The sequence below is a fragment of the Mucilaginibacter sp. genome, from assembly GCF_965201005.1.
Classification (GTDB): domain Bacteria; phylum Bacteroidota; class Bacteroidia; order Sphingobacteriales; family Sphingobacteriaceae; genus Mucilaginibacter_A.
On record NZ_OZ241747.1, the window covers coordinates 1,031,291 to 1,057,235 of the forward strand.

The 25,945-nt window shown below is 42.1% G+C and carries 27 protein-coding genes; 5 read left to right on the forward strand and 22 right to left on the reverse strand.

The genetic code is table 11. The features are described 5' to 3' along the window. Positions 1-61: 61 nt before the first annotated feature. The 9 genes from ACOFKR_RS04725 to coxB are packed head-to-tail and all read right to left on the reverse strand — an operon-like array spanning position 62 to position 8,208. Positions 62-1,264 (reverse strand): family 1 glycosylhydrolase, encoded by a 1,203-nt coding sequence (locus ACOFKR_RS04725; RefSeq protein ID WP_419802867.1) that lies wholly within the window; start codon positions 1,262-1,264, stop codon positions 62-64. A 17-nt stretch (positions 1,265-1,281) separates the two neighbouring features. After that, positions 1,282-2,010 carry an SDR family NAD(P)-dependent oxidoreductase gene (locus ACOFKR_RS04730; RefSeq protein ID WP_419802868.1) on the reverse strand — a complete coding sequence of 243 codons (729 nt, stop codon included), beginning with the start codon at positions 2,008-2,010 and terminating at the stop codon, positions 1,282-1,284. A gap of 50 nt (positions 2,011-2,060) precedes the next feature. After that, the gene (locus ACOFKR_RS04735) at positions 2,061-3,452 is read right to left on the reverse strand and encodes a cytochrome b N-terminal domain-containing protein (protein WP_419802869.1); all 1,392 of its coding nucleotides are present in this window, start codon (positions 3,450-3,452) and stop codon (positions 2,061-2,063) included. Between the two features lie 6 nt (positions 3,453-3,458). Then, complete coding sequence (locus ACOFKR_RS04740) at positions 3,459-3,965, reverse strand: ubiquinol-cytochrome c reductase iron-sulfur subunit (RefSeq protein WP_419802870.1); 507 nt, start codon at positions 3,963-3,965, stop codon at positions 3,459-3,461. Then, entirely contained in the window at positions 3,958-4,182 is a 225-nt protein-coding gene (locus ACOFKR_RS04745) for a hypothetical protein (protein WP_419802871.1), read from the reverse strand. Before ACOFKR_RS04745 ends, ACOFKR_RS04740 begins: the two co-directional genes overlap by 8 nt. Positions 4,183-4,188: 6 nt before the next feature. After that, complete coding sequence (locus tag ACOFKR_RS04750; protein WP_419802872.1) at positions 4,189-4,998, reverse strand: cytochrome c oxidase assembly protein; 810 nt, start codon at positions 4,996-4,998, stop codon at positions 4,189-4,191. A gap of 2 nt (positions 4,999-5,000) precedes the next feature. Further along, a complete protein-coding gene (locus ACOFKR_RS04755; protein WP_419802873.1) occupies positions 5,001-5,552 on the reverse strand; it encodes a cytochrome c oxidase subunit 3 in 552 nt (183 codons plus the stop codon). 11 nt (positions 5,553-5,563) lie between these two features. After that, on the reverse strand, positions 5,564-7,234 hold the full coding sequence (gene ctaD / locus ACOFKR_RS04760; RefSeq protein ID WP_419802874.1) for a cytochrome c oxidase subunit I: 1,671 nt from the start codon (positions 7,232-7,234) through the stop codon (positions 5,564-5,566). Then, a complete protein-coding gene (gene coxB, locus ACOFKR_RS04765) occupies positions 7,234-8,208 on the reverse strand; it encodes a cytochrome c oxidase subunit II (protein ID WP_419802875.1) in 975 nt (324 codons plus the stop codon). The genes ctaD and coxB overlap by 1 nt, the downstream gene beginning before the upstream one ends. Before the next feature lie 920 nt (positions 8,209-9,128). Here coxB and ACOFKR_RS04770 point away from each other — a divergent pair. Next, positions 9,129-10,265: a glycosyltransferase family 1 protein gene (locus ACOFKR_RS04770; protein WP_419802876.1), complete on the forward strand. Its 1,137-nt coding sequence runs from the start codon at positions 9,129-9,131 to the stop codon at positions 10,263-10,265. 210 nt (positions 10,266-10,475) lie between these two features. After that, complete coding sequence (locus tag ACOFKR_RS04775; RefSeq protein ID WP_419802877.1) at positions 10,476-10,925, forward strand: PA2169 family four-helix-bundle protein; 450 nt, start codon at positions 10,476-10,478, stop codon at positions 10,923-10,925. A gap of 154 nt (positions 10,926-11,079) precedes the next feature. Here the strand turns inward: ACOFKR_RS04775 and ACOFKR_RS04780 are convergent, their stop codons facing one another. Then, the gene (locus ACOFKR_RS04780) at positions 11,080-11,673 is read right to left on the reverse strand and encodes a thymidine kinase (RefSeq protein ID WP_419802878.1); all 594 of its coding nucleotides are present in this window, start codon (positions 11,671-11,673) and stop codon (positions 11,080-11,082) included. 86 nt (positions 11,674-11,759) lie between these two features. On the opposite strand from ACOFKR_RS04780, the gene ACOFKR_RS04785 reads away from it, so the two are divergent. Then, positions 11,760-12,740 carry a hypothetical protein gene (locus ACOFKR_RS04785; protein ID WP_419802879.1) on the forward strand — a complete coding sequence of 327 codons (981 nt, stop codon included), beginning with the start codon at positions 11,760-11,762 and terminating at the stop codon, positions 12,738-12,740. Between the two features lie 80 nt (positions 12,741-12,820). Here ACOFKR_RS04785 and rodA read toward each other — a convergent pair whose 3' ends face one another. The 6 genes from rodA to purH form a co-directional block, all read right to left on the reverse strand. Beyond that, positions 12,821-14,089, reverse strand: coding sequence for a rod shape-determining protein RodA (gene rodA / locus ACOFKR_RS04790; RefSeq protein WP_419802880.1), 1,269 nt, complete (start codon positions 14,087-14,089; stop codon positions 12,821-12,823). Beyond that, positions 14,082-16,070 (reverse strand): penicillin-binding protein 2, encoded by a 1,989-nt coding sequence (mrdA, locus tag ACOFKR_RS04795; RefSeq protein ID WP_419802881.1) that lies wholly within the window; start codon positions 16,068-16,070, stop codon positions 14,082-14,084. Before mrdA ends, rodA begins: the two co-directional genes overlap by 8 nt. Continuing rightward, positions 16,071-16,586 carry a rod shape-determining protein MreD gene (locus tag ACOFKR_RS04800; RefSeq protein WP_419802882.1) on the reverse strand — a complete coding sequence of 172 codons (516 nt, stop codon included), beginning with the start codon at positions 16,584-16,586 and terminating at the stop codon, positions 16,071-16,073. It lies immediately after the preceding gene. Beyond that, positions 16,583-17,410, reverse strand: a complete 828-nt coding sequence (gene mreC, locus ACOFKR_RS04805) for a rod shape-determining protein MreC (protein WP_419802883.1) — start codon at positions 17,408-17,410, stop codon at positions 16,583-16,585. Before mreC ends, ACOFKR_RS04800 begins: the two co-directional genes overlap by 4 nt. 90 nt (positions 17,411-17,500) lie before the next feature. Beyond that, positions 17,501-18,523, reverse strand: coding sequence for a rod shape-determining protein (locus tag ACOFKR_RS04810; protein ID WP_419802884.1), 1,023 nt, complete (start codon positions 18,521-18,523; stop codon positions 17,501-17,503). Positions 18,524-18,606: 83 nt separating this feature from the next. Beyond that, on the reverse strand, positions 18,607-20,133 hold the full coding sequence (gene purH / locus ACOFKR_RS04815; protein ID WP_419802885.1) for a bifunctional phosphoribosylaminoimidazolecarboxamide formyltransferase/IMP cyclohydrolase: 1,527 nt from the start codon (positions 20,131-20,133) through the stop codon (positions 18,607-18,609). Positions 20,134-20,298: 165 nt separating this feature from the next. On the opposite strand from purH, the gene ACOFKR_RS04820 reads away from it, so the two are divergent. Next, complete coding sequence (locus ACOFKR_RS04820) at positions 20,299-20,715, forward strand: hypothetical protein (protein WP_419802886.1); 417 nt, start codon at positions 20,299-20,301, stop codon at positions 20,713-20,715. 53 nt (positions 20,716-20,768) lie between these two features. Here ACOFKR_RS04820 and purN read toward each other — a convergent pair whose 3' ends face one another. From purN to ACOFKR_RS04840, 4 genes are all read right to left on the reverse strand, one after another. After that, a complete protein-coding gene (gene purN / locus ACOFKR_RS04825) occupies positions 20,769-21,371 on the reverse strand; it encodes a phosphoribosylglycinamide formyltransferase (protein WP_419802887.1) in 603 nt (200 codons plus the stop codon). Between the two features lie 31 nt (positions 21,372-21,402). After that, positions 21,403-21,891 carry a hypothetical protein gene (locus tag ACOFKR_RS04830; RefSeq protein WP_419802888.1) on the reverse strand — a complete coding sequence of 163 codons (489 nt, stop codon included), beginning with the start codon at positions 21,889-21,891 and terminating at the stop codon, positions 21,403-21,405. Positions 21,892-21,962: 71 nt separating this feature from the next. Further along, the gene (locus ACOFKR_RS04835; protein ID WP_419802889.1) at positions 21,963-22,343 is read right to left on the reverse strand and encodes a response regulator; all 381 of its coding nucleotides are present in this window, start codon (positions 22,341-22,343) and stop codon (positions 21,963-21,965) included. Between the two features lie 26 nt (positions 22,344-22,369). Beyond that, positions 22,370-22,966, reverse strand: coding sequence for a hypothetical protein (locus ACOFKR_RS04840; protein WP_419802890.1), 597 nt, complete (start codon positions 22,964-22,966; stop codon positions 22,370-22,372). On the opposite strand from ACOFKR_RS04840, the gene ACOFKR_RS04845 reads away from it, so the two are divergent. After that, entirely contained in the window at positions 22,966-23,106 is a 141-nt protein-coding gene (locus tag ACOFKR_RS04845; protein WP_419802891.1) for a hypothetical protein, read from the forward strand. The two genes, ACOFKR_RS04840 and ACOFKR_RS04845, sit on opposite strands and share 1 nt — an antisense overlap. A 9-nt stretch (positions 23,107-23,115) precedes the next feature. Here the strand turns inward: ACOFKR_RS04845 and ACOFKR_RS04850 are convergent, their stop codons facing one another. Further along, entirely contained in the window at positions 23,116-24,255 is a 1,140-nt protein-coding gene (locus ACOFKR_RS04850) for a lactonase family protein (RefSeq protein WP_419802892.1), read from the reverse strand. Between the two features lie 69 nt (positions 24,256-24,324). Continuing rightward, complete coding sequence (locus tag ACOFKR_RS04855; protein ID WP_419802893.1) at positions 24,325-25,710, reverse strand: pseudouridine synthase; 1,386 nt, start codon at positions 25,708-25,710, stop codon at positions 24,325-24,327. Between the last annotated feature and the right edge of the window lie 235 nt (positions 25,711-25,945).

The following is a 25,945-nucleotide window of genomic DNA, read 5'->3' on the forward strand; positions in this document are numbered from 1 at the left end:
CACCAAATTTATAGTGCTAAAAGAAGCATTTGGTTTTTAAAGAACCAGATGCAGGAAACCTTTATAAATACTTCTGCAAACCAAAGTTTTCTTTTTCCAGCACCGGCCTCCACAATTCAATCAGCTTTTTATAGGCTTTTCCGGCAGGGCGTATTTTGCGGTTCAGATCGTACAAACCAAGCGGATTTACGTTGCCGGCATTGTTGCGCAAAGCAGAATCCCAATCCACCTGATCCAGCAGACTGAACCAGGTAAAACCTAATATCGGAAAGCCATCCTGCTTAAACCGGTAAATGTTGGCCCATTCTTTTTTGAGCCAGCTAACAGAATTGGGTTCACTGATATTGGTTTCTGTATGCATCACCGGCAGGCGGTAGCGTTCGTAATATTGCTGGGTGATGATGTAATAACCAAATATTTCCCCAGAGGCAGAGGTGCTCCCATCTGCATGTACCAAGTGTTCATTGGTGGCATAATAATCATTGCCCATAATGCATTTTGCTTTTATCACATTATTATCCATAAACCACCGATACTCTTCATGGGTCATGCCGTTGGCCAGCAAGTACAGATACATATCTACACTCACCGGGTGTCCATAGGAAAGGTCAAGTGCCAGGAACCTTTTCTGGTTTAAAAAATCTGCCTTTAGCCTGCAATCGGGGTCTTCAGCATGAAAATATTCAGAAGACTCACTTTGGATAAAAGTGGCATTGGGCTGCACTTCGGCAATGGCCTGCATAGCCAGTACATTGGCTTTACAAAGGTTTTTAAGTGCTGTAACAAATGCCCTATCCGTTTTCAGGCATTCGTTCCACCAGCCATATTGTGCAGAAAACATGGCGCACACATAAATTTCATTTACCGGGGTGTAAAACAACTGCTCGGGAAAGCGCTGCGCAAATGCACGTGCATATTCTGCAAAATAATGCGGCCAATCTGTGTTCTGGAAATCCCCGACCCAATCCGGCACCCCGAAATGGCAAAGATCCAATATTGGCGTGATGCCCAAATTTTTCAGTTCCTTCAGCGTTTTGTCTGCTATGTCCCAGTTATAGCTGCCCGGTTTGATATGCGTGGTATAATAAGGCGGCCCGTACCGTAAAAACTCAATCCCCAATTGCTTTACTAAGCTGAAATCTTCTTTCCAGTGGCCATAGTGGCCGGTTTTTTCCATTTCATCGATACGGATTTTTTTACCCTCGCTCCAAATAGTGGGATAACTGTTCTCGATACCGGTGGCGAAGATAAATTTGTTATTCATGGCCGATGATTTACAGGTTAAAGGATATCCAGTCTACCGCCATCTGCCACAAGTGTGGTACCGTTTATAAACCGTGCTTCGTTTGAGGCCATAAAACATATAGCTGCCGCCAAGTCTTCCGGTTGGCCAACTTCACCGGTAATTTTTTCGTCTCCGTCTTTCACCTCAGGGTTGGACCACAGCATCGGTGTATCTACGGCACCCGGGGCCACGCAGTTAAACCTTGCTTGTTCAGGCTTGTACTCCCGGCTTAATCCTCGGGTAAAAGCCTCAATACCGCCCTTGCTTGCGGCGTAAGGCAATACGGTAGGTTCTGTTTGGAAGGCATGAACCGAACTAACGTTGACCACCGCTCCGCCCTTCATGTGCGGCAGGCAAAATTTGCAAAATACAAATACCGAACGCAGATTTACGCTTTGTACCTTGTCCCAATCAGCAATTGACAAATCCACAATTTTTTGAAAGGTCATCATTGCAGCATCGTTCACAAGTACATCTACTTTTTTGTATTTCTCTACTACTGTTTTTACACATTGTTCAATTTCATCCGGCACGCCAACATCAACCCGGATGAACAGGGCATGACCGTCTTTTTTTGTAATGACATCCACTGTATGCTGCCCGGCCTTACTGTCCCGGTCAATCACGATGACGGTGCCGCCTTCCGCTGCTAATTGCAAGCAAGTTGCTCTGCCGATACCTGAACCTCCGCCCGTCACCAGGCAAACTTTGTTACTGAATCTCATACTCTTGGTGTTAAAAGTGGTTAAAAATATATTGTATGGGGGTTGGCCGTTTACTTCCTGCTTTGCAAAAAAGCAAGAATAGCTGTCAATTCTTTTTTATTGAGTATGCCGCCATAAGCCGGCATGTTATTCCCGCCGTTAACAATGCGTATGGTCAAATCACTGTAGGACAACCGTAACCCGACTTGTGTCAGGTCCGGCCCTTTATAGCCGCCCTGATTATCAATTTTGTGACAATACAAGCAGCCTTTTTTGTAAAACAATGCACCACCGGCTATCACTTCCGGATTGGTAGAATGAATGTTGGCTGCGGTTATCGGTTGTGATTTAAACCGGGGTGACCAGGGTGATTTTTCACCCAGCAGGAATAGGGCAAATACAAATATGATGACACAGGCTGAGCCAAAAACAGCCCATGGCCGCCTAATTGGATGCCGTTCCCCTTTATTAGATACAAATGGCAGGGCCAATAAAATAATGATCGTGAGCATTGGCCCGATAATGATCATATAAGATTCAATCTTGGGCGGCATCAAAGCAAACAGGGAAAAGATAGACAGCATGTACCAATCGGGTGCCGGTGTGGTGTTTAAATGTGATGGGTCGGGCGGTGTGGTTAGTTCCGGCGGGCCGATAAAGTAAGCCATACCGATAATAACGATAATGGTGGCAGCCCCAAACAAAACATCTCGCCAGGCAGCATAAGGCCAAAAAGGCACGCCTTTGCTTTTAAGTAAATTTTGATACCATTGCCGATAGGTTTTAGGGTCAACAACCCTGCCTGCTTTTGGTGGTTCGGAAATGCCATTGCGTATAACCAGCATCAGATGATACCCTACAAATAAAAATATGATAATCGGTATAATAAACACATGATAGGAGTAGAAGCGGCTGAGGGTATGTCCGCCAATGGTATCGCCACCAAGTAGCAAACGTGCTGCCCATTTGCCAATAAACGGCAACCTGCCTAATTGCTCCGCCGCAACTACAGAAGACCAAACCCCATTAGAATCCCAGCGTAGTAACTGCCCGGTAAAGCCCATCGCAATGGTTAAAAAAAACAACAGTACGCCGCTGATCCAGGCCATTTCACGGGGAAATTTATAAGCAGCAGTAAGATAGACCCTTATCATATGGATACTAACCATAATGATCATCCCGGAAGCACCAAAGTAGTGCATACCCCGAAGTATATGACCAAAAGCTGCCTGATGAGTAATAAATTGTAACGACTGGTAAGCCTCAGCGGAAGAAGGCTGGTAAAGTAAGGACAATGCTACTCCGGTAACCACCTGTAATATTAAACAAAATAAGGTTGCGCTTCCAAACACGTAACTCCATTTTGCACCAGGTGGCACCAAATGATTTAACAGCGGCCCAAATATCTCCGTGAACCCGCTTCGGTCATCAATCCAATGCCAGATTTTTTTCAAGGTGTTCATGCCTGGTTATGCACTAATATTGGTTATAGGTATTGGCGAGGTTTGTACCTGTACCTGGTTTCTGCTGATCCGTACCGGATATTGAACCAGTGATTTTGGGGGTGGCCCGGCGGCTACAGAACCATCTTTATAATACACACCGCCGTGGCACGGACACATAAACAACTGTGCATCATTTTCCCACCTAACTGGGCAGCCAAGGTGTGTGCAGTTGGCAGCAAAGGCAGTAAATTTGTTTACTGCATCCCGCCTGAGCCAGGCTGCAGTATGTGTGGTAACACCAGCCCAGGTTTCTGCATTTGCATTTTCAAAAGTGACTAATTTTGTAGTGCCGATCTGAAAATTATCCAGCAGGCCCACATTACGCCATACTTGGGGTGTTTTTTCAATTAGCGGTGCAAACAGTGCGGCTAAAACCGGTATGCCGGCCACTACAGCAGTCAAGCTGGCTACGCCAAGGCTAAGCTTAATCAGAAAGCCTCTGCGTTTTTCATCTGTTGTGTCTTCACTCATGGCGTAAAAGGTTAATCCATCCTGTTAGGGAAATTATAAAAATTAATAAACCAGCTATCAGTACCACCCAAGTAGTGAGCAAGCCCCAAAAGATAAAAGCAAGACCCATGGCTAAAAAGAACGGCCAGTACGTAGGTTTGGGCAGTACTTCGGGTTTAGCTTTTTCCCAATCGGCACCAGGGTTAATATCCGGGTAAGTATTATTAGACTCGGTCATGAATTATTAAGTGTTTAAATGAACATGGATATTTTTTGATGAAACCTGACCTTCGGCAAACCAGCGTTGTAGCAGGTAAATACACCCGGTAAGGTAAACAAAGCAGCAGGGAACCCACATAATGAGTCCGGCAGCCTGTTGGTCGGTAGTTGGTGAGATTTGCCAGGGATTAGCAGCACCCATAATCATGGCATTGCCCACATAATGATGATAAGTGGTTAGTGGGGCAAAGGTAATCAGTAAGCCTAACAAGGAACAGCTTACGCAGGCTGTAAATAAATACATTACACCTAACAATGGATGAACATGTAAACTTTTGTCAGGGCCAAATAACGGCCAACTAAAAATCATTCCGGCTAACAGCATACTACCCCCGTGTAGAAGTGGAACAGGGCTGAGCCAACTACTCATGTGCACAAAAGAAGCATCAAATATCACCGGGATATGCCAGAACCACATTATAGCCACTCCACTAAACCATGCAAGCCAGCTATGCTTATTGAAAAAGCCAGACAAAAGGACTACAGTTTTGTCAGAGCCGGAAGATGCCGGAATACTCATCACCAGTAATGGCCCGCAAATAAGCAGCAGTATTACGTGGGTAATCATATGAGCACTAAAGTAATAGTGCATCCCTAAAAAGTGCAATGGCGAACATTCAGTTATTAGAAACAAAAACAGTGCAGAAAAAAATATAAGGTTACTTTTGTTATGTTTAAAACCTGATAGCCGGTAGTACATATAAGCTAAACCTACCGCAAGCAAAATAATCGCCGGATTAAAATGCCACTCCCATAAAATGGGTTTTGTTTGCATGATCATATAAAGTGAGGTGCTACGTAAACAATCAAAAAAACTACAGCCCATACTATATCCACAAAATGCCAGTAGATGCCTATCGTTTGAACGATATCAGATTTTTCATGGTTATAATCACCTAAAAAAGACAAACAGAGAATGATACTGATAATAACCAGCCCTGCAAAAACATGCAAGCCGTGAAATCCTGTAAGCGTAAAAAAACTGGTGCCGAATGAACTGCTGCTGATACTGACATGTGAATTAAGCAACTTCAAATATTCGCTGCCCTGCCCGAACAGGAAAACTATGCCCAAAATTAAAGTCATTATCAGCCATAATTTAAAACGGTTTATTCGTCCATTTTCATAGTTGCTTTCTGCACGCCAGTAGGTAAAGCTACTGGCAAACAGAAGCATAGTAAAAATCCCGGTGCTTTTAATATCAAGGTGTTGGAGTAATTGTGTTTTAAAACCCGGGCCAAACGAGAAATAAACAAACGCCATTATCAGCGACAGGAAAAACATTGCCTCAGTGCCCACAACCAGTTTAATCATCAGTTTATTTCCCATTTACAATACGATTATTTATTTAAACGGTTCCAGTCTGCATCGTCCGGCCTTTTGTAGTCGCGGTAAGGCCGCGCACTTTTCACTGGCATTACAGTATCAAAATTTTTCAAGGCAGGCGGCGAAGACGTCATCCATTCCAAAGTATTGGCATCCCAGGGATCTGCAGGTGCTTGATTGCCCGTACGGATAGCTTTTAAAATTATATAGATAAGCAATGCCACAGCAATTGCCATTAAAAATCCGCCTGCGGTTGAAATCAGGTTCAATATGCCCCAGCCAGGTAAATCAGGATAAGTATAAACCCGGCGCGGCATCCCCATAACACCCAAAGCATGTTGCACAAGGAAAGTAAGATTGAACCCTGCCACCATCAGCCAGAAAAACCATCGGCTCAAATGCTCATCCAGCATCTTGCCGCTCATTTTCGGAAACCAATAAAATAAACCGGAAAACAGGCCGAACAAACTTCCTCCGATAAATACATAATGGAGATGTGCAACCACATAATAAGTATCAGTTAGTTGCCAATCAATAGGTACAATGGCAAACGATACGCCGCTCAGGCCTCCGATAGTAAACTCCACCAGGAAAGCAATGGCAAACAGCATAGAAACCCGGAAACGGATAGCACCGCCATACATTGTGGCCAGCCAGTTAAATATTTTGACACCGGTAGGTACACCGATCAGCAGGCTGCTGGCCGCAAAAAAGCTGTTTACAGTATTGCCAAGGCCTGTGGCAAACATATGATGCACCCATACACCGAAGGCCAGTAAGGCAATAGCAATGCCCGAACCCACAATGAAAGCATAGCCATATATAGGTTTGCGACTGTACACCGGAAATACCTCGGAAAAAATGCCGAATATAGGAAGGATAAGGATATATACCTCCGGGTGCCCGAACAGCCAGAACAAATGCTGCCATAATATAGCCGAACCCCCGCTGGTGGCACTGAAAAAGTGGGCATGGAGTTGCCGGTCAAGCAACAGCATAATTAGCGCGGCGTTGAGCGATGGAAAAGCCGCCAGCACTAAAAAAGAGTTGATCAATATCATCCATACAAATAACGGTAACTGTTTAAGGCTCATAGAACTGACCCTGTATTTAAGTATCGTGACGATAAAGTTGACAGAAGCTGTTACCGTACCAATTCCGGCAAAAAGCAGCCCCATGCAATAATAATCAATGCCCTGAGTAGAGGAATAATTAAACTGGTTAAGCGGCGCATAATTAAACCATCCTGCATCAGGTGCACCACCTGCTATGAAACTGAAATAAAGAAGGCCGCCGCCAAAAAAAGTTGACCACAAGCTAAAAGCATTTAACCTTGGGAAAGCCATATCATTTGCCCCGATCATCAGCGGCAGTAAATAAGTTGCAAAGCCGAATATTGCCGGGGTCAGCACAAAAAATATCATGGTGGTGCCATGCATGGTAAACAACTGATTGTAAATTTCCGGTGCTACCAGGTGGTTGTTAGGTATAGCCAATTGCAGCCGTACTATCAATATCTCTATACCGCCTACAATTAGGAACAACACGGAAAGCCACAGGTACATGGTGCCGATTTGTTTATGGTCAACAGACGAAATCCATTGCAAAAGCCCTTGACTGCTGCTGAGGCTCAAATCAGGAATAGGCTGATCCGGTTCCGGTACTTCTAAATATCCTTCTTTCATTATTTCAGGTGCGACAAGTAAGCGGTTAATGCACGTAAACTATCTCTGCCAAAAATAAAGCGTGGCATGTTGGCACCTGGCTTAACTTTCTGTGGGTCTGATAACCAGCGGTATAAGTTTTCCGGATTATTGGCCATTAAGCCAGTTAGCATTGTGGTGCGGCTGCCAAAATGAGTAAGGTCAGGACCCTGCAAACCCTTTGCGCCACTGCCGTTAATGCTGTGGCAACTGCTGCACGAAGCATTAACAAACAAAGCCTGACCTGCTTTGGCCATAGAATCTGTAGGTGCTTTCCCGGCAAGTGCGTTGGCAGCAAGCCAACGCTTGTAATCAACAGGCTGCTGGGCCACTACCCGGATACGCATCCAGGCGTGCTGCTGCCCGCAAAACTCACTGCAAGCCCCTTCATAAATGCCTGGTTTATTAATTGTTACCCATAAATAATTAGTTACTCCTGGGATCATATCCATTTTACCGCCTAAAGCCGGTACCCACCAGTCATGTATCACATCTGCTGCATTTAATTGCAACAACAATTGCCGCCCAACAGGTAAATGTATTTCGTTAGCGGCTGTAACTTTCGCTGCCGGGTAATCGGCCTGCCACCACCATTGATGACCGGTGATGATAACATCCGGTTTCCGATTATCGCGGGCTGGCAACACGGCACTCATCACGCTTAACGACCAGAAGAAAAAACCAATAACCAATAGCATTGGGATACCTATCATCAGCATTTCAAGCTTACGGTTGCCGCCTGTTTGTTTAGGTTCGGCTGTACCGGTTTTGGCCCTAAATTTAACAGGAATATAAACAGAAAGAACAACTACCAGCAACATAACGGCCGAAGAAGCCCAGATGAAACCATTGGTCAGCCCTTTTATTTTTTCTGCCTGCGGCGACGCAGAATCAAAAATAGTTTGTGCATTGTGCAACAAGACATTATATAACACGCCCATCAGTTTGATTTCCAATTTGATTTGGCCATTAGCGTTAGATTATTTAGTGAAAAGTTTTAAAAAAAGTACCGGTAAATGTTATTTGTTTAAACCGCTAAAAAGAATGTATGGACTTGTCCGATGAGTTAAATGTACAACAAGGTACAAACAAAATTCATTAAGTTAATGAATATAAAATTTATTTTTATTCAATATGTTTTCAAAACAGATTGTGTATAAGAATTATTACACAATAACCTGTATGGCATTACTGATCTGTTTGAACTTCGTTCAAAAACTTTCTGTGCTTCTTTTACAGCCTAAAATTTGGCAGGTTTTTCTATCTGCAACAATTATAAAAACAAAATTTACCGGTATAAAAGAAGCATCGTCGATTTAATACCTAAATTTAAACAGACTATCTAATTTCATTTAAAACTTTACATGCTTCTTTTACCACATAAAATTTGGTGAGTGTTATGGATTTTACTATCGGCAATAATCAAAGGGCAAAAATCAGGCAGTAAAAGAAGTATTATAAACCCGTCAACATAAAATTGAACAGCTTCTTAAAATTGGATAAAATCCTGCTTTTTTCTTTGATCTAAAATTCCAATTCAAGAACAATTTTAAGGCGATAAAAGAAGTATTCAAATTGTACTATAATTTTTACAAAATTTCAGAAGTATAAATTTTGTAAAAACACTGGTTTTTTTTGGTGCTCCTGTTGCGGATCATAAAAAAGTTTGTATATTAGAAACCGATTTAATTTGTGTTGTTAATTGCATCTAAATTAACTTCTGTTTTAAGCTGATACACGTCATTAATTGTAGCTCGTTTTCTGATGTAAGTTACAATTAATCAGCCCTTTTTATTTTATAAAAAAATTTACGTGCAGCTCGAACAAAACATTTTAAATTCTGTTTAATCACATAATCTTTCAGTACATACAACACATGAAAAAATTACCAGCAAACCTGCTTTGCCTTTCGCACCTTAGATGGGATTTTGTTTATCAACGCCCACAACATTTATTGACCCGTTTTTCTGAAATATTCAATACTTATTTTTTAGAAGAACCCATGCACGATGCGAAAGATGATGCTTATTTGGATATATCCAAAAGGTTGCCAAACTTGTGGGTTGTTGTACCGCATATCCAATCCGGATTATCCAAGGCTGAAGAAAAGCTGGTGATGAAACAATTGATGGACAATTTTATGGAAAATGAAGATGGCGAAGATTTCCTGTTTTGGTATTATACGCCAATGGCCTTGTCTTTTACAGAACAATTAAACCCGGGTTTAATTGTTTACGATTGCATGGACGAACTGTCTTTGTTTAAAAACGCACCGGCCGAATTGAAAGATTTGGAGAAAAGGTTGATGGCAAAATCTGATGTTGTGTTTACAGGCGGCCAGTCTTTATACGAAGCCAAAAAACATCAACACGCCAACATTCATGCTTTCCCAAGCAGTATTGACAGAAAGCATTTTATAAAAGCAAGGACAAACAAAGTTCAGCCAGAAGATCAAAAAAATATTTCCAACCCTAAACTTGGGTTTTATGGTGTGATCGATGAACGTTTTGACATTGAGTTAATTGGTAAAATTGCAAATGCACGTCCAACCTGGCAATTTATGCTGATTGGCCCGGTTGTAAAAATAAACCGTGACCATTTGCCAAAAAACCCAAACATACATTATCTGGGCCAGAAAAATTATGAACAACTTCCGCAATATTTGTCCGTTTGGGATGTAGCTTTAATCCCGTTTGTGCTGAATGATTCTACAAAATTTATCAGCCCGACAAAAACACCAGAATATTTATCAGCCGGAAAGCCCGTTGTATCTACCGCAATCCGCGATGTGGTTAATCCTTATGGTAAAAACAAACTGGTTCATATTGGTGCTACTGCAGAAGATTTTATTGAAGCAATTGAATATGAATTGGCCAATAAGAACGATAAAAAATGGTTGGCCAAAGTTGATGCTTTTTTAAGTGAAAATTCTTGGGACAATACTTGTGCAAACATGATTACTTGTATCCAAAATTCGATTAAAGACAAACAAAAGATTTCTATCGCAAGTTAATACTTGGATGTCCAACTTCAAAAAAAGTGCTGATGTTAAATCGTTGGCACTTTTTTTATATCATGATGATTTTTATGTGCTAAAAACAGCATTGTTGATGCAATTAACTTTCATTTGATAATAAATTTAATCGATACAAGTCAAACTATATTTATTGCAGATAGTTAGAAACTCATATAAAGAAAAATATCAAATTTAGAAAAATAAGTTATGAGCTTGGATCAAAAATTAATCGGCAGTTTGGGACATTTAGTAACCATTGGCGTAGATGGCGAAGAAGGTTATCAAAAAGCAGCAGAAATGGTGAGCAACAAAAACCTACTGGCGCAATTTGAGCAGTTATCAACCGCGCGTAATATTCAGGCAGAAGCAATCCGGAATTATATGAGTGACCATGGTGTAGAAAAACCTGCTCACGAAGGTGGTTTCGGCGGTACTTTGCACCGTGCATGGCTGGATGTTAAAGGAACCTTGTCCAACCGCAGCGATAGTGTTTCTATCTCAAGTTGTTTAACCGGTGATGAGGCCGCGGTGAAAGCCTATCAGGAAGTTTTGGATGAACCAAATTTACCTGCCGATCTGCAAAAATTGTTAACAGAACATTTGCAGGATTTGAAAACAGATGTTCAGAACCTGGAAATAGCTGCTAAAGAAAGTTAAAGCCTGTTTAAGCTTGATCAAGAATATTTCGATGCTTCTTTTACCACCTAAATTTTGGTGGTTTTTTTATGAGATTTTTTCATCGGCAAAAAGCAAAATTTACAGGCATAAAAGAAGTATTACATTGCTTGTCGACAGAAATTTAAACAAGCTTTTAGCTGGCGTTAACGCTTTTGCCAAGCAAAAAACAATGTCTGCAGCGAGGTTCATAACTTTCTTTTTCGCCCAGTAAAATCTTGGTGTCATTTTCGATCAGCCGATAAGAATACAATGCCTGCTGGCCGCAAATCACACAAACCGCGTGTACTTTGGTCACAGATTCGGCCATGGCCATAATTGCCGGGAGCGGCCCAAATGGTTTTCCGGAATAATCCATATCCAAACCGGCCACAATCACCCGGATGCCTTTGTTGGCCAGTTTGTTGCAAACATCCGGCAATTCGTTGTCAAAAAACTGCGCTTCATCAATACCAACAATTTGCGCGTTGCTGCCTAAAAGCAGGATAGAAGAAGCATTATCAACAGGCGTGGAAGGTATGGCGTTGGCATTGTGCGAAACAATTGCCGTTTCATCGTAGCGCGTATCCGTTTTGGGTTTAAAAATCTCTACCGAAAGCCTGGCAATTTGCGCGCGTTTTAACCTGCGGATCAGTTCTTCTGTTTTACCGGAAAACATGGAGCCGCAAATCACTTCAATGCTTCCGCCGTGTTCGCTTTTTCTTCTGAAAACCTCTTCGTTAAACAACATTTATAATGTTCTTGTGCGGGTTCAATATCAGAATTTAATCTTATTTTCGAGATTTGATTTATCAACATCTTCTACAAAATTGGCTTATGAACCGGCAGGAAATATTGAAAAAAATTGGTGGTATAATTGCTGAACTGAAAGACCAGCACACTTATTTGAATGCGGCAGAAAATGGTTTAAATGATCTGGAATTAGAGCTTTTTTTGGCAAATGCCCATTTTCTGACAGATCATATCAATATTTTGCAGAAAATAAACCATCAGCCGACAGCAGTTTCTTTACCGCTTGCAAAGCCCGTACTACAGTTGGAAGAAGTGCCTCAAAAACCAACAGTCCCGGATTATTTTGCCGAACAGGATTTGCCTAAAGCAGAAGACCCCGTTGAGCCTGATACACCGAGTGCAGAAATAATTGAACCGTCTTTAGAGGAAATTTTGCCTGTAAAAGAAGCTATTATTTTACCTGAAACAATGCCGTTGGAAGAAGCTGATTTGCAGATACAGGAAGTTCCGATTATGCCGGAAGCCTTGCCGCAAACCAAACCGGAAGAAAGCCCGGAAGCCGATGCTTCTTTTATGGGGCAAAATTTGGCAACACCCGATTTTCTGGAAGAAGGTTTTGAATTGAACGACGCTCCGGCAGGACATTATACGGCCAGGCCGGAAACGGTTTCGTTAGATACAAAGCCGGAAATGGCTTCAGATTTTAGCATTTCATCCGGCCACGGAACAAAAAGCAGTACAGAACCTGCATTTTTAACTTTAAACGATCGGATTGCTGCCCAGAACGGCTTGGATCAAATTAAATCAAAGCCAGACAATCAGCCCAAAACCGTTCAGGATCTGCAATCCATAATCAACTTAAACGATAAACTGCTTTTTGTAAAAGAACTGTTTAACGGTTATAATTTGGCTTACGCTGAGGCGATCAACATTTTAAACAGGTACAATAATTTTGAGCAGGCGGAAAATTTCCTGAAGCAAAATTATATGCAAAAAAACAACTGGAAAGATAAACCGCTCACTTCAGAAAAATTTATGGATTTGCTGCGGAGAAGGTTTGCTTAAAATTGATAGCTGTCGGTTTTTAGCAATCAGCAATCAACTTTCAGTAAGAACGGATGCTTCTTTTATCAGGTAAAAATTGGTCAAATTATTCCCATCCGGTTAGAATCCAATTTTAGTAAAATAAAAATCAGGATCGTAAAACTCCACAGCGAAGAGCCGCCGTAACTAATCAATGGCAACGGAATCCCGATTACAGGGACCAGCCCAATCGTCATGCCTACATTGATAAACACGTGGAAAAAGATGATCGAGGCCACACCGTAGCCATAAATCCGGGAAAAGTTGGACCGCTGCCTTTCTGCAATAAAAATAATCCGGAAAAGCAAGGTCAGGTAAATTAAAATTACGGTTAAGGTACCGGCAAAGCCCCATTCTTCGCCAACGGTACAAAAAATAAAATCGGTGCTTTGCTCAGGCACAAAAGAGAACTTGGTTTGTGTGCCTTTTAAATAACCTTTCCCCCACAATTTGCCAGAACCAATAGCAATTTTAGATTGATTAACGTTATAACCGATTCCGCGTAAATCTTTGGTAATGCCCAGCCACTCGTCTATGCGCACGGTCTGGTGTTTTTTTAAAACATGCTGATAAAGAAAATTAACACTGAATATCAATCCAACAGAAAAAACAAAACCGGCAATTACCGTGATAATCAGCGTTTGGTTTCTGCGGAAAAGATAAACCAAAATACCGGCAATAATGGTAATTATGCCGATAAAATAAAGCTGATACTGGCTGAGTAATAAAGTAAGGATAAAAAGTGCAATGGCAACACCGATGGCAATCAGGAAAAGCGGTGAAATCCCTTCGCGGTAAAGTACAAAAATGAGTGAGCAAAAAACTAAAGTAGAACCAGCATCAGGCTGCAAAATAATCAGCAGCATGGGGAAGCCGATAATGGCTGCCGCAATCAAAAAAGAATTGGTATCTGATACCTTGATGTTTGTGCCGCTTAAATAACGCGCTAATAATAAACAGGTTGCAAATTTGGCAAATTCGGAAGGCTGCAACCGGAAACCGCCGCCAAGTGAAATCCAGGCCTGGTTACCGCCTACGTTCCGACCTATAACTAACACCAAGATCAGCAAAAGAACGGTGATGGAATAAACTGCGGGTGCGAGCGCGCTGAAAAAACGGCTTTCCATCAGCAAAATAATGGTTGCCAAAACAAGTGCCGAAAGAATATAGATAAACTGTTTGCCGTAGTTGGTGCTTAAATCTACAATGCTTGGGTGTTCCTCATCAAAAATAGCCGAATGAATGTTAAACCAGCCGATAATGCAAAGTGCAAGGTACAGGATCACCGTAAACCAATCTACATTAAAAAAAAAGCTGCGCTGGTTATTCATCCGGCTTTCTTTTAGGTTGATTGATAGCTAATTTTAGTGCAGCTGGCTTTTTACGGCCAGTATCACTTTTGATACTTTTATGATTGCTGTCTGTTGGAAACTTCTTTAAAGAATCACCTGAAATTTTTTTATTATATAATTTGGGTTTACTGCCCGGCATAGATGGCATCAGGTTGGCCTCCATATATTTTTTGGGGTTGATACCGGAAGGGCGCCGGGTGATCGAATCACGCAAGTATTTTTCGATCATAAAAGAAGCAATCGGGGCAGCCCAGGAAGCACCCTGCCCGGCATTTTCTACCACCACCGCGATGGCAATTTTAGGATGATCGCGCGGGGCAAAAGCTACAAACACAGAGTGGTTTTCGCCATGCGGATTTTGTGCCGTGCCGGTTTTGCCGCACATTATAATGCCTGGGATGCGGGAAGCAGCGGCCGTTCCGCGCTCTACCACTGCTTGCATCCCGTTGATAACCGGTTCATAATATTGAGAATCGATGCCAACATCAATCCGCTCTTTAAATTCAGGTTTGATCACATCTTTATCGCCTATCGCTTTAATTAAGTGCGGGCGATAATAAAAACCGCGGTTGGCGATGGTACATTCAATATTGGCCATTTGAAGTGGTGTGGCCAGTAGTTCGCCCTGGCCAATGGCCAGCGAAATAATGGTGTTTGCCCGCCAGTGATTTTTGCCGTAAACACGGTCGTAACGGGCCGGAGCAGGCACTAATCCTCTTTTTTCATTAGGCAGATCAACATCTAACTTTACCCCAAAGCCAAATTTATTTACCTTGTTTTTCCAATTCAAATAACTGGCATCAATATTTGGAAAGCCCGGCTGACTGATAACCTTGTTAAAAACATTACAGAAATAGGTATTGCAGGAGCCTTCAATAGCGTAACTTAAATTGGTTATGCCATGATGGTGAGTGCAGCCAACCCAATGCGCACCGGCCTGGTAACCGCCCGGACAAAAAAAAGTAGTTTGCGGGGTAATGATACCTTCCTGCAAAGCAATTAAAGCCGCTAATGGTTTAAAAGAAGAACCCGGCGGATAATAAGCTTGAATTGGGCGGATCAGCAATGGGCTGTACGGGTTTTTATACATGGCCGAAATATTGTTGCCGCGCTCATGGCCCACCAATTCGTTCGGATCGTACGTTGGGCTGCTTACAAAAGCCAGGATTTCACCGGTAGATGGTTCGATAGCCACAATGCTGCCCACTTTGTTCTGCATCAATTTTTCGCCCAATTTTTGGATGCGGATATCCAGCGAAGAAATTAATCTTTCACCGGCAACAGCAGCGGTATCGTACCGGCCGTTCATGTATTTTCCTTTTGGTACATTGCGCGAATCTACCAGCAGGTTTTCTATCCCGCGCTGGCCGCGCAGTACACTTTCGTATGCTTTTTCTACCCCGCTAAAACCGATATAATCTCCGGGATTGTAGTAGCCATGTGATTTTTCAATGATTTTATCGTTTACCTCACTAACGTAGCCCAAAAATTGTGCTGCAATAGAATCCGGATAGGTACGTACCGAGCGTGGCTGCACAAAAAAGCCGGGAAACTCAAATAAGTGCTCCTGGAAAGAGTTATATAATTTTGCAGACAACTGCTTTTCAAACACAGAAGCCCGGAAGTAAGAGCTTTTTTTTGCTTTTTCCCAGCGTTGATCAAAACCCTCTTTATCAATTTGTAACAGCTTGCAAAACTGCACGGTATCAAACTCGTGTACCTGTTTGGGGATCACAAGAATATCATAAACATGCTCGTTTTGCACTAAAATTTTACCTCTTCGATCCAGGATTGCACCTCTGTCCGGATACTTTACAAACCGGCGAAGTACATTGTTTTGTGCAAAAGCCAGGTATTTATCATCTACAATCTGGATGTAAAATAAACGGCCGATCAGCATCAGCATTACCAAAATAAAAATGCCGAGGATTACATATCGCCGCTCAAAATAACTATTCATTTAACGTACTTTCTTTTTGAAAAACATCAAGCCCGAAACCAGCATTAAAAGTACGGTAAAAACAGTACTGAAAATAACCTGTGTAGTGGTAAACAAAATTTCCGAAAGGCGGAAGGATTCCAGGTTCAGCAGGAAAAAATGATGTAAAAACGTAAGGATCAATGCGTATAAAAAAAACCATCTGAAACCCATAATGCCCAAAGTTGGTTCCGGTTCGTTGTCGAAACCTTCTTTTTGTACGGTTATGCTGATGAAAATGATCCGTACATAAGCCAGCAAAACGCAGGAAGCCGCATGTAAACCTGGTGTATCATAAAACGCATCAATGGTAATGCCCATTATAAAAGCCAATATATACAGCAGGAAATTTGGAATATCGAACGGTAAAAGCAGAATAAACAGGATGTAAAAATAAGGCGTGACCACATGGTACAACGAGATATTCTTTAGTAAAAAAACCTGGATAAAAACCAGCACAATGAAGCGCAATACATTATAAAGGATCGTCCGGCTCATTGCTTTTCCTGAGCCTCCAAACTCTGCTGCTCCAAAGCCAGCTTGTTTTTTACTACATAAACATACTGCAGATTGCTGAAATTGACAGACAAATTTACTTCAATACCGGTTCCGTTATTGCTGTCTTTTACATCCAGGTTGCTGATACGGCCCAACATCGTCCCGGTTGGAAAAAGAGAATATCCCGAAGTTACAACAGGTGTGCCGCGTTTAATTTTTACCTGCTTCATGTAATTTATCAGCATGGCTTTGGTTGGGTCGAGGTTGTTGTCCCAAATCAAAGAGCCAACATTGTTAGAATCGGCCAGCATTGCACTGATCCGGGTATTTTCGTGCAGTAATGATTGTACGGTTGACAAATCAGGACCTGTGTTGATAACAATACCAACCACGCCCGAACTGGAAATCACGCCCATTCCTTTGGCAATCCCGGCATTGCTGCCACGGTTGATGGTGAGGTAATTATTGCGGCGGTTAAAAGAATTGTTGATTACCCGGGCAGAAATATAGGTGTATTGCTGTTTGTAAACGGTATCAGATACTGTTTTTACCACCGAAGAATCAACATAAAAAGAAGATTTAAGCTGATTGCGCAACCGGGCGTTTTCCTGCGCCAGGCTATCATTGGTAATGCCTAATTTAAGATAATCTGTAAGCTGATCAACCTTTAAATAGATGTTGCCCACAATTTTATTGGAAGAACTGATGAAGGTTGCCTTCTGAAAATTGTTGTTCTTGACAAAAATGGTTAAAGCAATAATTTCAAAAATAACAAACAAAAAAAATGCGTTGTACTTGGTGATAAAAATCAAGAGGTTACGCATGGAAAGCTGAATTTTGAGTTTTAAGTTGTACGTTTTAAGTGGAACGTAAGCCGGAACTTATTACTTAAAACGCAAAACTCAATACTTCTTTTACTGCATTAAAAATTTAAAAGTACCAATGTTTTTCAGGGCAGTCCCGGTGCCGCGCACTACGGCCCGCAATGGATCTTCTGCCACATGAACCGGCAGTTTGGTTTTGGCAGCTACACGTTTATCCAAGCCGCGTAGCAATGCGCCGCCGCCGGTTAAATAAATGCCGGTTTGATAAATATCTGCCGAAAGTTCCGGCGGCGTAATTTCTAAAGCTTTTAAAATTGCTTCTTCGATTTTTGAAATTGATTTATCCAGGCAATGGGCAATCTCGGTATAAGAAACGGTAATTTGTTTTGGAACGCCCGTCATCAGATCACGGCCCTGAACAGCGAAATCTGCCGGCGGGTCAACCAGTTCGGGCAAAGCGGCACCTACTTCAATTTTGATTTTTTCCGCAGTACGGTCACCAATCATGATGTTGTGCTGGCGGCGGATATATTGTACAATGTCCGAATCGAAATTATCACCGGCCACACGGATGGATTGATCGCAAACAATCCCCGAAAGGGCAATAACTGCAATTTCGGTTGTGCCGCCGCCAATATCGATAATCATGTTGCCCATCGGTTCCTCCACGTCGATACCGATTCCAACAGCTGCCGCCATCGGTTCGTAAATCAGATATACTTCTTTTGCACCTGCAATTTCGGCAGAATCCCGAACGGCGCGTTTTTCTACTTCAGTAATGCCGGAAGGGATGCAAATCACCATCCGCAGCGAAGGGAAAAACCAGCCTTTACCTTTATTGATCATCTTGATCATGCCGCGGATCATGTGTTCCGAAGCATTAAAATCAGCAATTACACCATCTTTCAGCGGGCGCACGGTGCGGATATTATCGTGGGTTTTGCCTTCCATTTGCATGGCCTGGCGCCCGATGGCTATAATTTTATTGGTTGTCCGGTCAAAAGCAACGATGGAAGGTTCGTCCACCACTACTTTATCGTTATGTATAATCAGGGTATTTGCAGTGCCCAAATCAATGGCAATTTCCTGCGTAAAAAAGTTAAATAGACCCATTTGGTTTCATGTCAGAATTAGCTGCAAATTTTACGAAAAATTGTTCTATAAAAGAATTAACCGAACAGATTTATCGCGGAGTATCAATGTTTAAAATGGCGCACGCCGGTGGTAACCATCACAATGTTTTTCTGGTCGGCCATTTGGATCGAATCCTGATCTTTAATAGAACCGCCCGGCTGCACAACGGCTGTAATCCCGGCATCGGCAGCAATTTCCACACAATCATTAAAAGGGAAAAACGCATCCGAAGCCATCACAGAACCTTGCACCTCAAAACCAAAACTTTCGGCCTTTGCCAAAGCCTGTTTCAAGGCATCCACGCGGGAAGTTTGGCCAACACCACTGGCCACCAAGATACTGTTTTTAGCCAGTACAATTGTGTTTGATTTGGTGTGCTTTACAATTTTATTGGCGAAAAACAAATCTTTCAGTTCCTGCTCCGTTGGTTGTTTTTGGGTAACGGTTTGCATCTGTGCCGGGCCTTCAATTACGCTGTCTTTCTCCTGTTCGATCACGCCGTTTAAAAGCGTTTTGAACAGTTTTACAGGAAGTTCTGTTGGTTTCCGCCTTAAAATAATGCGGTTTTTTTTGGAAGTTAAGATAGAGACCGCTTCTTCACTGTAAGATGGCGCAATCAAAACTTCAAAAAAAAGCTTGCTGATTTCCGTTGCCGTTGCCCCGTCAATTTCTCCATTGGCAATAATTACGCCGCCAAATGCCGAAACCGCATCGCAGGCCAGCGCGTCTGTCCAGGATTGCAAAATGCTGTTTTTACTGGCAATTCCGCAGGCGTTGGTATGTTTTAAAATGGCAACTGTCGTTTCATCAAACTCATCAATCAAAGCAACGGCCGCATCTACATCAACCAAATTATTGTACGATAATTCTTTACCGCCCAATTTGTCAAAAAGGTGATCCAATTCCCCATAAAAAACACCTTTTTGGTGCGGGTTTTCGCCATAACGCAGCGTTTGCGCCTGTTCAATGCTTTGTTTAAATATGTCTTCGGGTTCTTCCTGATTAAAATAATCAAAAATTGCAGTGTCGTAATGTGAGGAAACATGGAAACCTTTTTTCGCAAAATGCCTTCGCTGTTCCAAAGTTGTTTCGCCGTTTTGTGTTTTCAGGATATTTTTCAGTTCGGGATAATCATTTTTAGATGCTAAAAGAAGCACATCCTGAAAGTTTTTTGCTGCTGCGCGGATCAGCGATATTCCTCCAATATCAATTTTTTCGATGATGTCGGCCTCAGCAGCACCGGATTTTACCGTTTCTTCAAAAGGATATAAATCCACAATCACCAGATCTATCTCTGGGATTTCATATTCCGTTAGCTGCTGCTGGTCGACTTCATTTCCGCGCCGGTTCAAAATACCGCCAAATATTTTGGGGTGCAATGTTTTTACGCGGCCACCCAAAATAGAAGGATAAGAAGTTAAATCTTCCACCGGGATCACTTCAACACCCAGGTTTTTAATGAAAGTTTCTGTGCCGCCGGTAGAATAAATGTTAATGCCCAGCCGCTTCAATTCCTGTATAATCGGTTCTAAATTATCTTTATAATAAACAGAAATTAAAGCATTTTTAATTTTAGCGGGCTGGCTCATACATAGTGTAAATTAAGCCGCAAAGGTAAAAAAATAATGATTTTGGATACTGTTTTTATAGGGATAAAAGAAGTAGCGGAATTTTGTCCAAAATTATTACTTTTAGAAATTAGTCAATCGCAGCGTTTTACTTTTAACGTTCGTATCTACTTTAAAAACTGATTTATGAAAAGCAGGATTAAATATTGTTTGATGGCCTTAATTGTTTTCGTTTGTTCATGCAAAAAAGAAAGTAGTAACAATGCTTTGATCGGAAAATGGAAACTTGCTGAATCTTATGTAGGCACGGGTTCCGGTAACACTGATAAATGGATGCCAGTCGATCCAAAAAGTAATTTAGATGTGCAGTTTTATAAAGATGGAAATTTAGGCGGAAACAGTTATCCCATCTACAAAAGTTATAGTATTAAAGACAATAAGATCGTAACTTTTTATAAGCCCGACGGAACTTACGAAGATTTTACTTACACAATTGCAAACAATTCACTTACACTTAGCCCTGCAGGACCAATAGTTTGTGTTGAAGGCTGTGCTTATCGTTATGTTAACGTTAATAATTCATTAAGACAACTTCTTCCGTAAACTGTTGATAAAGGTTTCGATACTGTTTTTACCCTTATAAAAACAGTATCAACCTACTTTAATTTCCTCAAAACCTGCTCAATAACTTTTGGATAATGCTGATGCTCCAACTGCTGGATTTTGAAACGGATGTTTTCCAGTTGATCTTGTGGCTCAATTTTGAAACGAAACTGCTGGATCATTTCGCCTTCATCAAAATGCGCGTTTACGAAATGGATGCTGATGCCGGATTCTTTTTCCCGCGCAGCCAGAACCGCCCGGTGGATATGATCGCCATACATGCCTTTTCCGCCATAATTTGGTAATAATGCCGGATGGATATTGATGATTTTATTAGGAAAAGCCTGAAGCAGATTTTGCGGGACCAGCCATAAAAAACCGGCCAGCACAACCAAATCAATGTTTAGTTTTTGCAGGATTTTTACCACTTCATCACTTTGATAAAATGCTTTTCGGTTAAAAATATGCGTTGGCGTTTCAAAGTTATCGGCCCGCTGCAAAACGTAAGCATCTGGGTTGTTGGTCAAAACCAGGCTCACTTCAGCCAGATCATTCCGCTTAAAATATTCCATGATTTTTTGCGCGTTGGAACCGGAACCGGAAGCAAAAATGGCAATCCGTTTTTTAGGGCTTGAAGCAGGCAGCGGTGCAGACATTTAAAATAATTTTACATCAACCAATTGATTTTCAATGGATAAAACCATAACGAAACACGATGACCGAATCAGTGATTTTGTGTATGGTGTTGATATCGCCGGCATCAAAAATCAGCGAATACTGGCCTAAATTGATAATCCGGGCAACGTTTTGTTTTGAAGGATTATTTGCAGTTGCCGTGGTAACAGAAATGACCGAATTTAAGTTCAGGTACAAATAATCCGGTGTAAAAGACCATGCCGAATTTAAACTTCCGTTGGCGCAACTGTAGTTTTGGTAAGTATATTTTCCGTTGTTGTTAAAGTTTAGCGTTTGGCTTAATTTACAGTTGCTTTCCAGCGTGTCGGTTTTTACCAGCGCGTTGTTTACGTACGCCAAACGCTGTTTTAAGGCCAGTTTCCAGGGCTGCCGTGTTAAAAAATCTTTGATCGATACCAGATCGTTTTTTTTGCACGAATTAATCGCGAAGCAAACCAGCAGCAGTATCGGTAAAAAAAATATTTTTGGCCTTTTGATCATAAACAACTTCAAAACTACACAAAAAAACAATGATGCGGTTTGATGCTGTTTTTACCTATGTAAATTCAGGCTCAGGCCAAAATCTCCAATAGTTTTGTTTTGAAAATCGGTTTGCTGATAAACTCTTTTACCAGCGGATTTTGCCGGGCTCGCAGCAGATCTTCTTCCCAAATAGAAGAACTGACCAGATAAATGCTGCTGTTTTTTTTGGGCTGAATAGCTGCAAACTGGCTTAAAAACTGCCAGCCGTTGATAACAGGCATGTTTAAATCCAGCAGTACAATATCCGGCCAGGCAGATGCTTCTTTTATCAGCATAAAATCAAGCGCGTGCCGGCCGTTTTCAAAAAACATAAACGGGTTTGGTATCTGCCAGGAAACGAGCAGGTTTTTAAACGCGTTGGTGTAAATCGGGTCGTCATCAACCAGGGCAACAGTTTTTAAAGGCAGCATAAATTTAGGTCGATAAAAACAGTATGTTAAATTTGCGTGAGCGTATTGAGGTAACTTACCGTTTCGTTCAAATTGCTGCTGATCAGCTTAATATCACCCAAAACATGGCGCATTTCTTTAGAGGAAGTTTTTGGGTTGATTGATTGCAGCACCATTTGCAAATTGCTGGTGTGCGAGCGCAGGTTATGCGAAATTACTTTGGCAAAATTTTCCAGCATAATGTGCAGTTCGTCTGCGTTTTCAGAAACGGTCATGGCAGATTTTGAGGTTGAATTTTCATTTGCATCCAACAAAACACCTTTTACGGCGATGCATTTACCATAATCATCATAAACCGGCGCAGCAATTGTGCCAACCAAAATCACTTTCCCCGAAGGCAAAACAGAAGGCAGCTCCAGTTCAAATGGAATGCCCTGATGCACGGCGCGCTGCAAATCCGGCCGGATGTTTTTTTCGGGCTGATAGAAGGCGATCAACTGCTCTAAAGTTGGTGTGTAAGGTTTGTTCAGGCCGAGCAAAGCAGCAAGCCCGTCAGACCAGTACAATTTTCCGGTGTATAAATCAAGTTCCCAAAAGCAGTTTTGCCGGTTGGTTTCTGCGGATAATATTGTTTCGGTTTTCAATGGTTTTAGCTTTACAGCCTATCGTCCATAATCAGGCCATGCCGGTTTTAGCTTCATTAAAGCTGAAATGGCCGGGGTTTCGGGCAAAATATTTCCCAAAATCTCAGGCCATTTCCCCGATACTGTTTTTATCGGTATAAAATTGGTGGCTACTTCATCGGTACAAATTTTAAACAAACCGGATGACTTACTTCTAACTTTGTACCGAATTGGGTTAATTTCCCGGTGGTTTTGTTTACTTTAAAAGTAAAAATATCATTGGAAATTTGATTGGCCACCAACAGAAAATCACCGCTCGGGTCAATTGCAAAATTGCGCGGGCCTTTGCCCAAACAGGATTGCCGCTGCACAAAACTTAGTTTCCCGGAGGCTTTGTTCACTTTAAAAACCACCAGATCATTTGCCTCGCCGCGGTTTGATGCGTATAAGAATTTTCCATCGGGGGATAAATGAATGTCCGCTGCTCCGTTTTGGCCTTTAAAAGAAGCATTATCCATTTCAACTGTTTGTGCAGCAGATAATTTGTTGTTGATATAATTAAAAACGGTGATTTTTGCGCCCATTTCCTGCACCAAATAGGCATGTTTGGCATCCCGACTGAACACCAAATGCCGCGGACCGTTGCCGGCATTTACAGAAACGGTTGGCTGTGCGGCAGGCGTTAAAGGTTGTTTTTGGTTGGGCTGATAACGGTATTCGTAAACTTTGTCTGTTCCTAAATCATCGGCCAGCAGGTATTTTTCGTCCGGGGATAATATCACGGCATGTACGTGCGCTGTTTTCTGCCGACTGGTATCCACACTTCCGCCGGTATGACGGATAGTTTGCAAAGTATCGCCCAAACTTCCGTTGGGCTTTAAAGAATATGCCGTTAAACTTCCGCTGGAGTAATTGGCCACAAACAAGTTTTTGTTTTTTCGATCCACAGTTACATAGCAGGGGTCTTGGCCGTACGTTGGCAATTGGTTTAGGTAAGTTAGTTTACCGTTGCGGTCATTAAACTTAAAAGCCGTAACACTATCACCGCTTGGATGATGGCTTTCGTTAACCGCATAAACATATTTTTGATCCGCAGAAACCGCTAAAAAAGAAGGATCGCTGGTTTTGGCCGATTGCTCAAATTTTGTTTTGCCGGTTTTGCCGTTAAACCGATACACGTAAATGCCTTTGCTGCCATCATTAGTGTAAGTGCCGATAAGCAAATGGTACATTTTGGGATGCTGCTTTTGTGCCCATAAAATTGAGGGCATAAAAGCAGTAATAACCATAAAAACAATTAGTTTTTTCATGTTGATTTTATAAGCAAATTGAAATCAAACGTACAAAAAAAGCCGCTTGCTGTGCAGGCGGCCGGTATTTTATTTCATCAGGTGTTTTAGCTGGATCACTTCTTTTTCTTCCAGATAACGCCAGCGGCCGCGGGTAAGGTCTTTTTTGGTGAGGTTGGCATAAATCACACGGTCTAATTTTACCACTTCATAACCCAAATGTTCAAAAATCCGGCGTACAATCCGGTTTTTTCCGCTGTGGATCTGGATGCCAACTTCGCGCTTGGTGCCGCCGGTAACATACGTTACGGTATCAGGTTTGATCAAACCGTCTTCCAGTTCCAAACCGAAAGCAATTTTGTTTAAATCGCCTTGAACCAAGTTTTTGTCCAGTTCAACATTGTAAATTTTGGTCACACTATTGCGTGGGTGCGAAAGTTTATCGGCCAGTTCGCCGTCGTTCGTCATCAGCAAGAGCCCGGTCGTGTTGCGGTCCAAACGGCCAACTGGATAAATGCGCTCGCGGCTGGCTTTTTCCACAAGGTGCATTACCGTGCGGCGTTCCTGCGGGTCATCGGTTGTGGTGATGTAATCTTTAGGTTTGTTCAAAAGCACATAAACCATTTTTTCGCGCTTCAATGTTTCACCATTGTAGCGGATCACATCCTTCATCGGGTCAATTTTCGCCCCCAATTCTGATACCACTTCGCCGTTGACCGAAACCACACCGGCTTCGATCAGTTCATCTGCCTTTCGGCGCGAACAAATCCCGGCGTTGGCAATATATCGGTTTAGGCGGATCAGCCCGTCTTTGCTGCTGCTGACACTATTGTTTTTGGTTGATTTTGCAGCGTCCGCAGGTTTGTTGCGGGCGCGCATGGTTGGTTTTACGGTTGACGGATCACTTGCCCGAACATAGCGTTTGGGCTTTTCGCCAAAATCCTTTTCGTAAGGGCGGCCATCAGAATTACTGCTTTTATAGGCTTTTGCTTTAAATCTTCCTTCCGAAAAATCTTCGCTATTTCTGCTTTTAAAAGGTTTGTCGGTACGCGGGTTGAACGATGGCCTGCTTTTAAAAGCATCACCATTGTCGCTTTTAAACGGTTTTCTTTCTCCTGAAAATGATTTGGCCGGACTTTTTTCCTGAAATGGCCTGCCTTCACTGCTGCTTCTGCGGAAAGCCGGTTTGCCGTTTTCCAAATTTTTACCTGTAAAAGAAGCATTGCTGTTGTCGCGGCTTTTAAAACGGGGATTTTCTGCGGATGGTTTACTGTACCGTTTTTCTGCGGAACCTTCTTTTGCGGCACTAAAGGCTTTTTTGGGTGCGCCAAAGGCAGAAGGTTTTTTCCGGAAGCTACCTTCGTTTCCGGGGTTTTCATTTCCGTGAGAAAAACTTTTACCGCCAGAAGGTCTTGCCGTTCTTCCGGATTTGGTGGATTTGTCATCACGACTGTTCCCTTGTTTTTTGTAAGCCATTTTTTGCGTTCAACCGTTTTTTTGTCCGGGCAAGCAAAGCTACGTTTTTCAAGCTTCACCGGCAACATTAATCGGTTTTCAAACAGGCGTTTATCCACCCAAAAACCACCTGTTTTTCTGCTGTATCCACAGCTATTTTTATGCTGGTTTTCTGAGGGATAAATGTAACTGTTTGACAATGTGAAATATATCTTTATCTTTGCGGCCGTTAATCAATATTTATAGTTAAAACCAA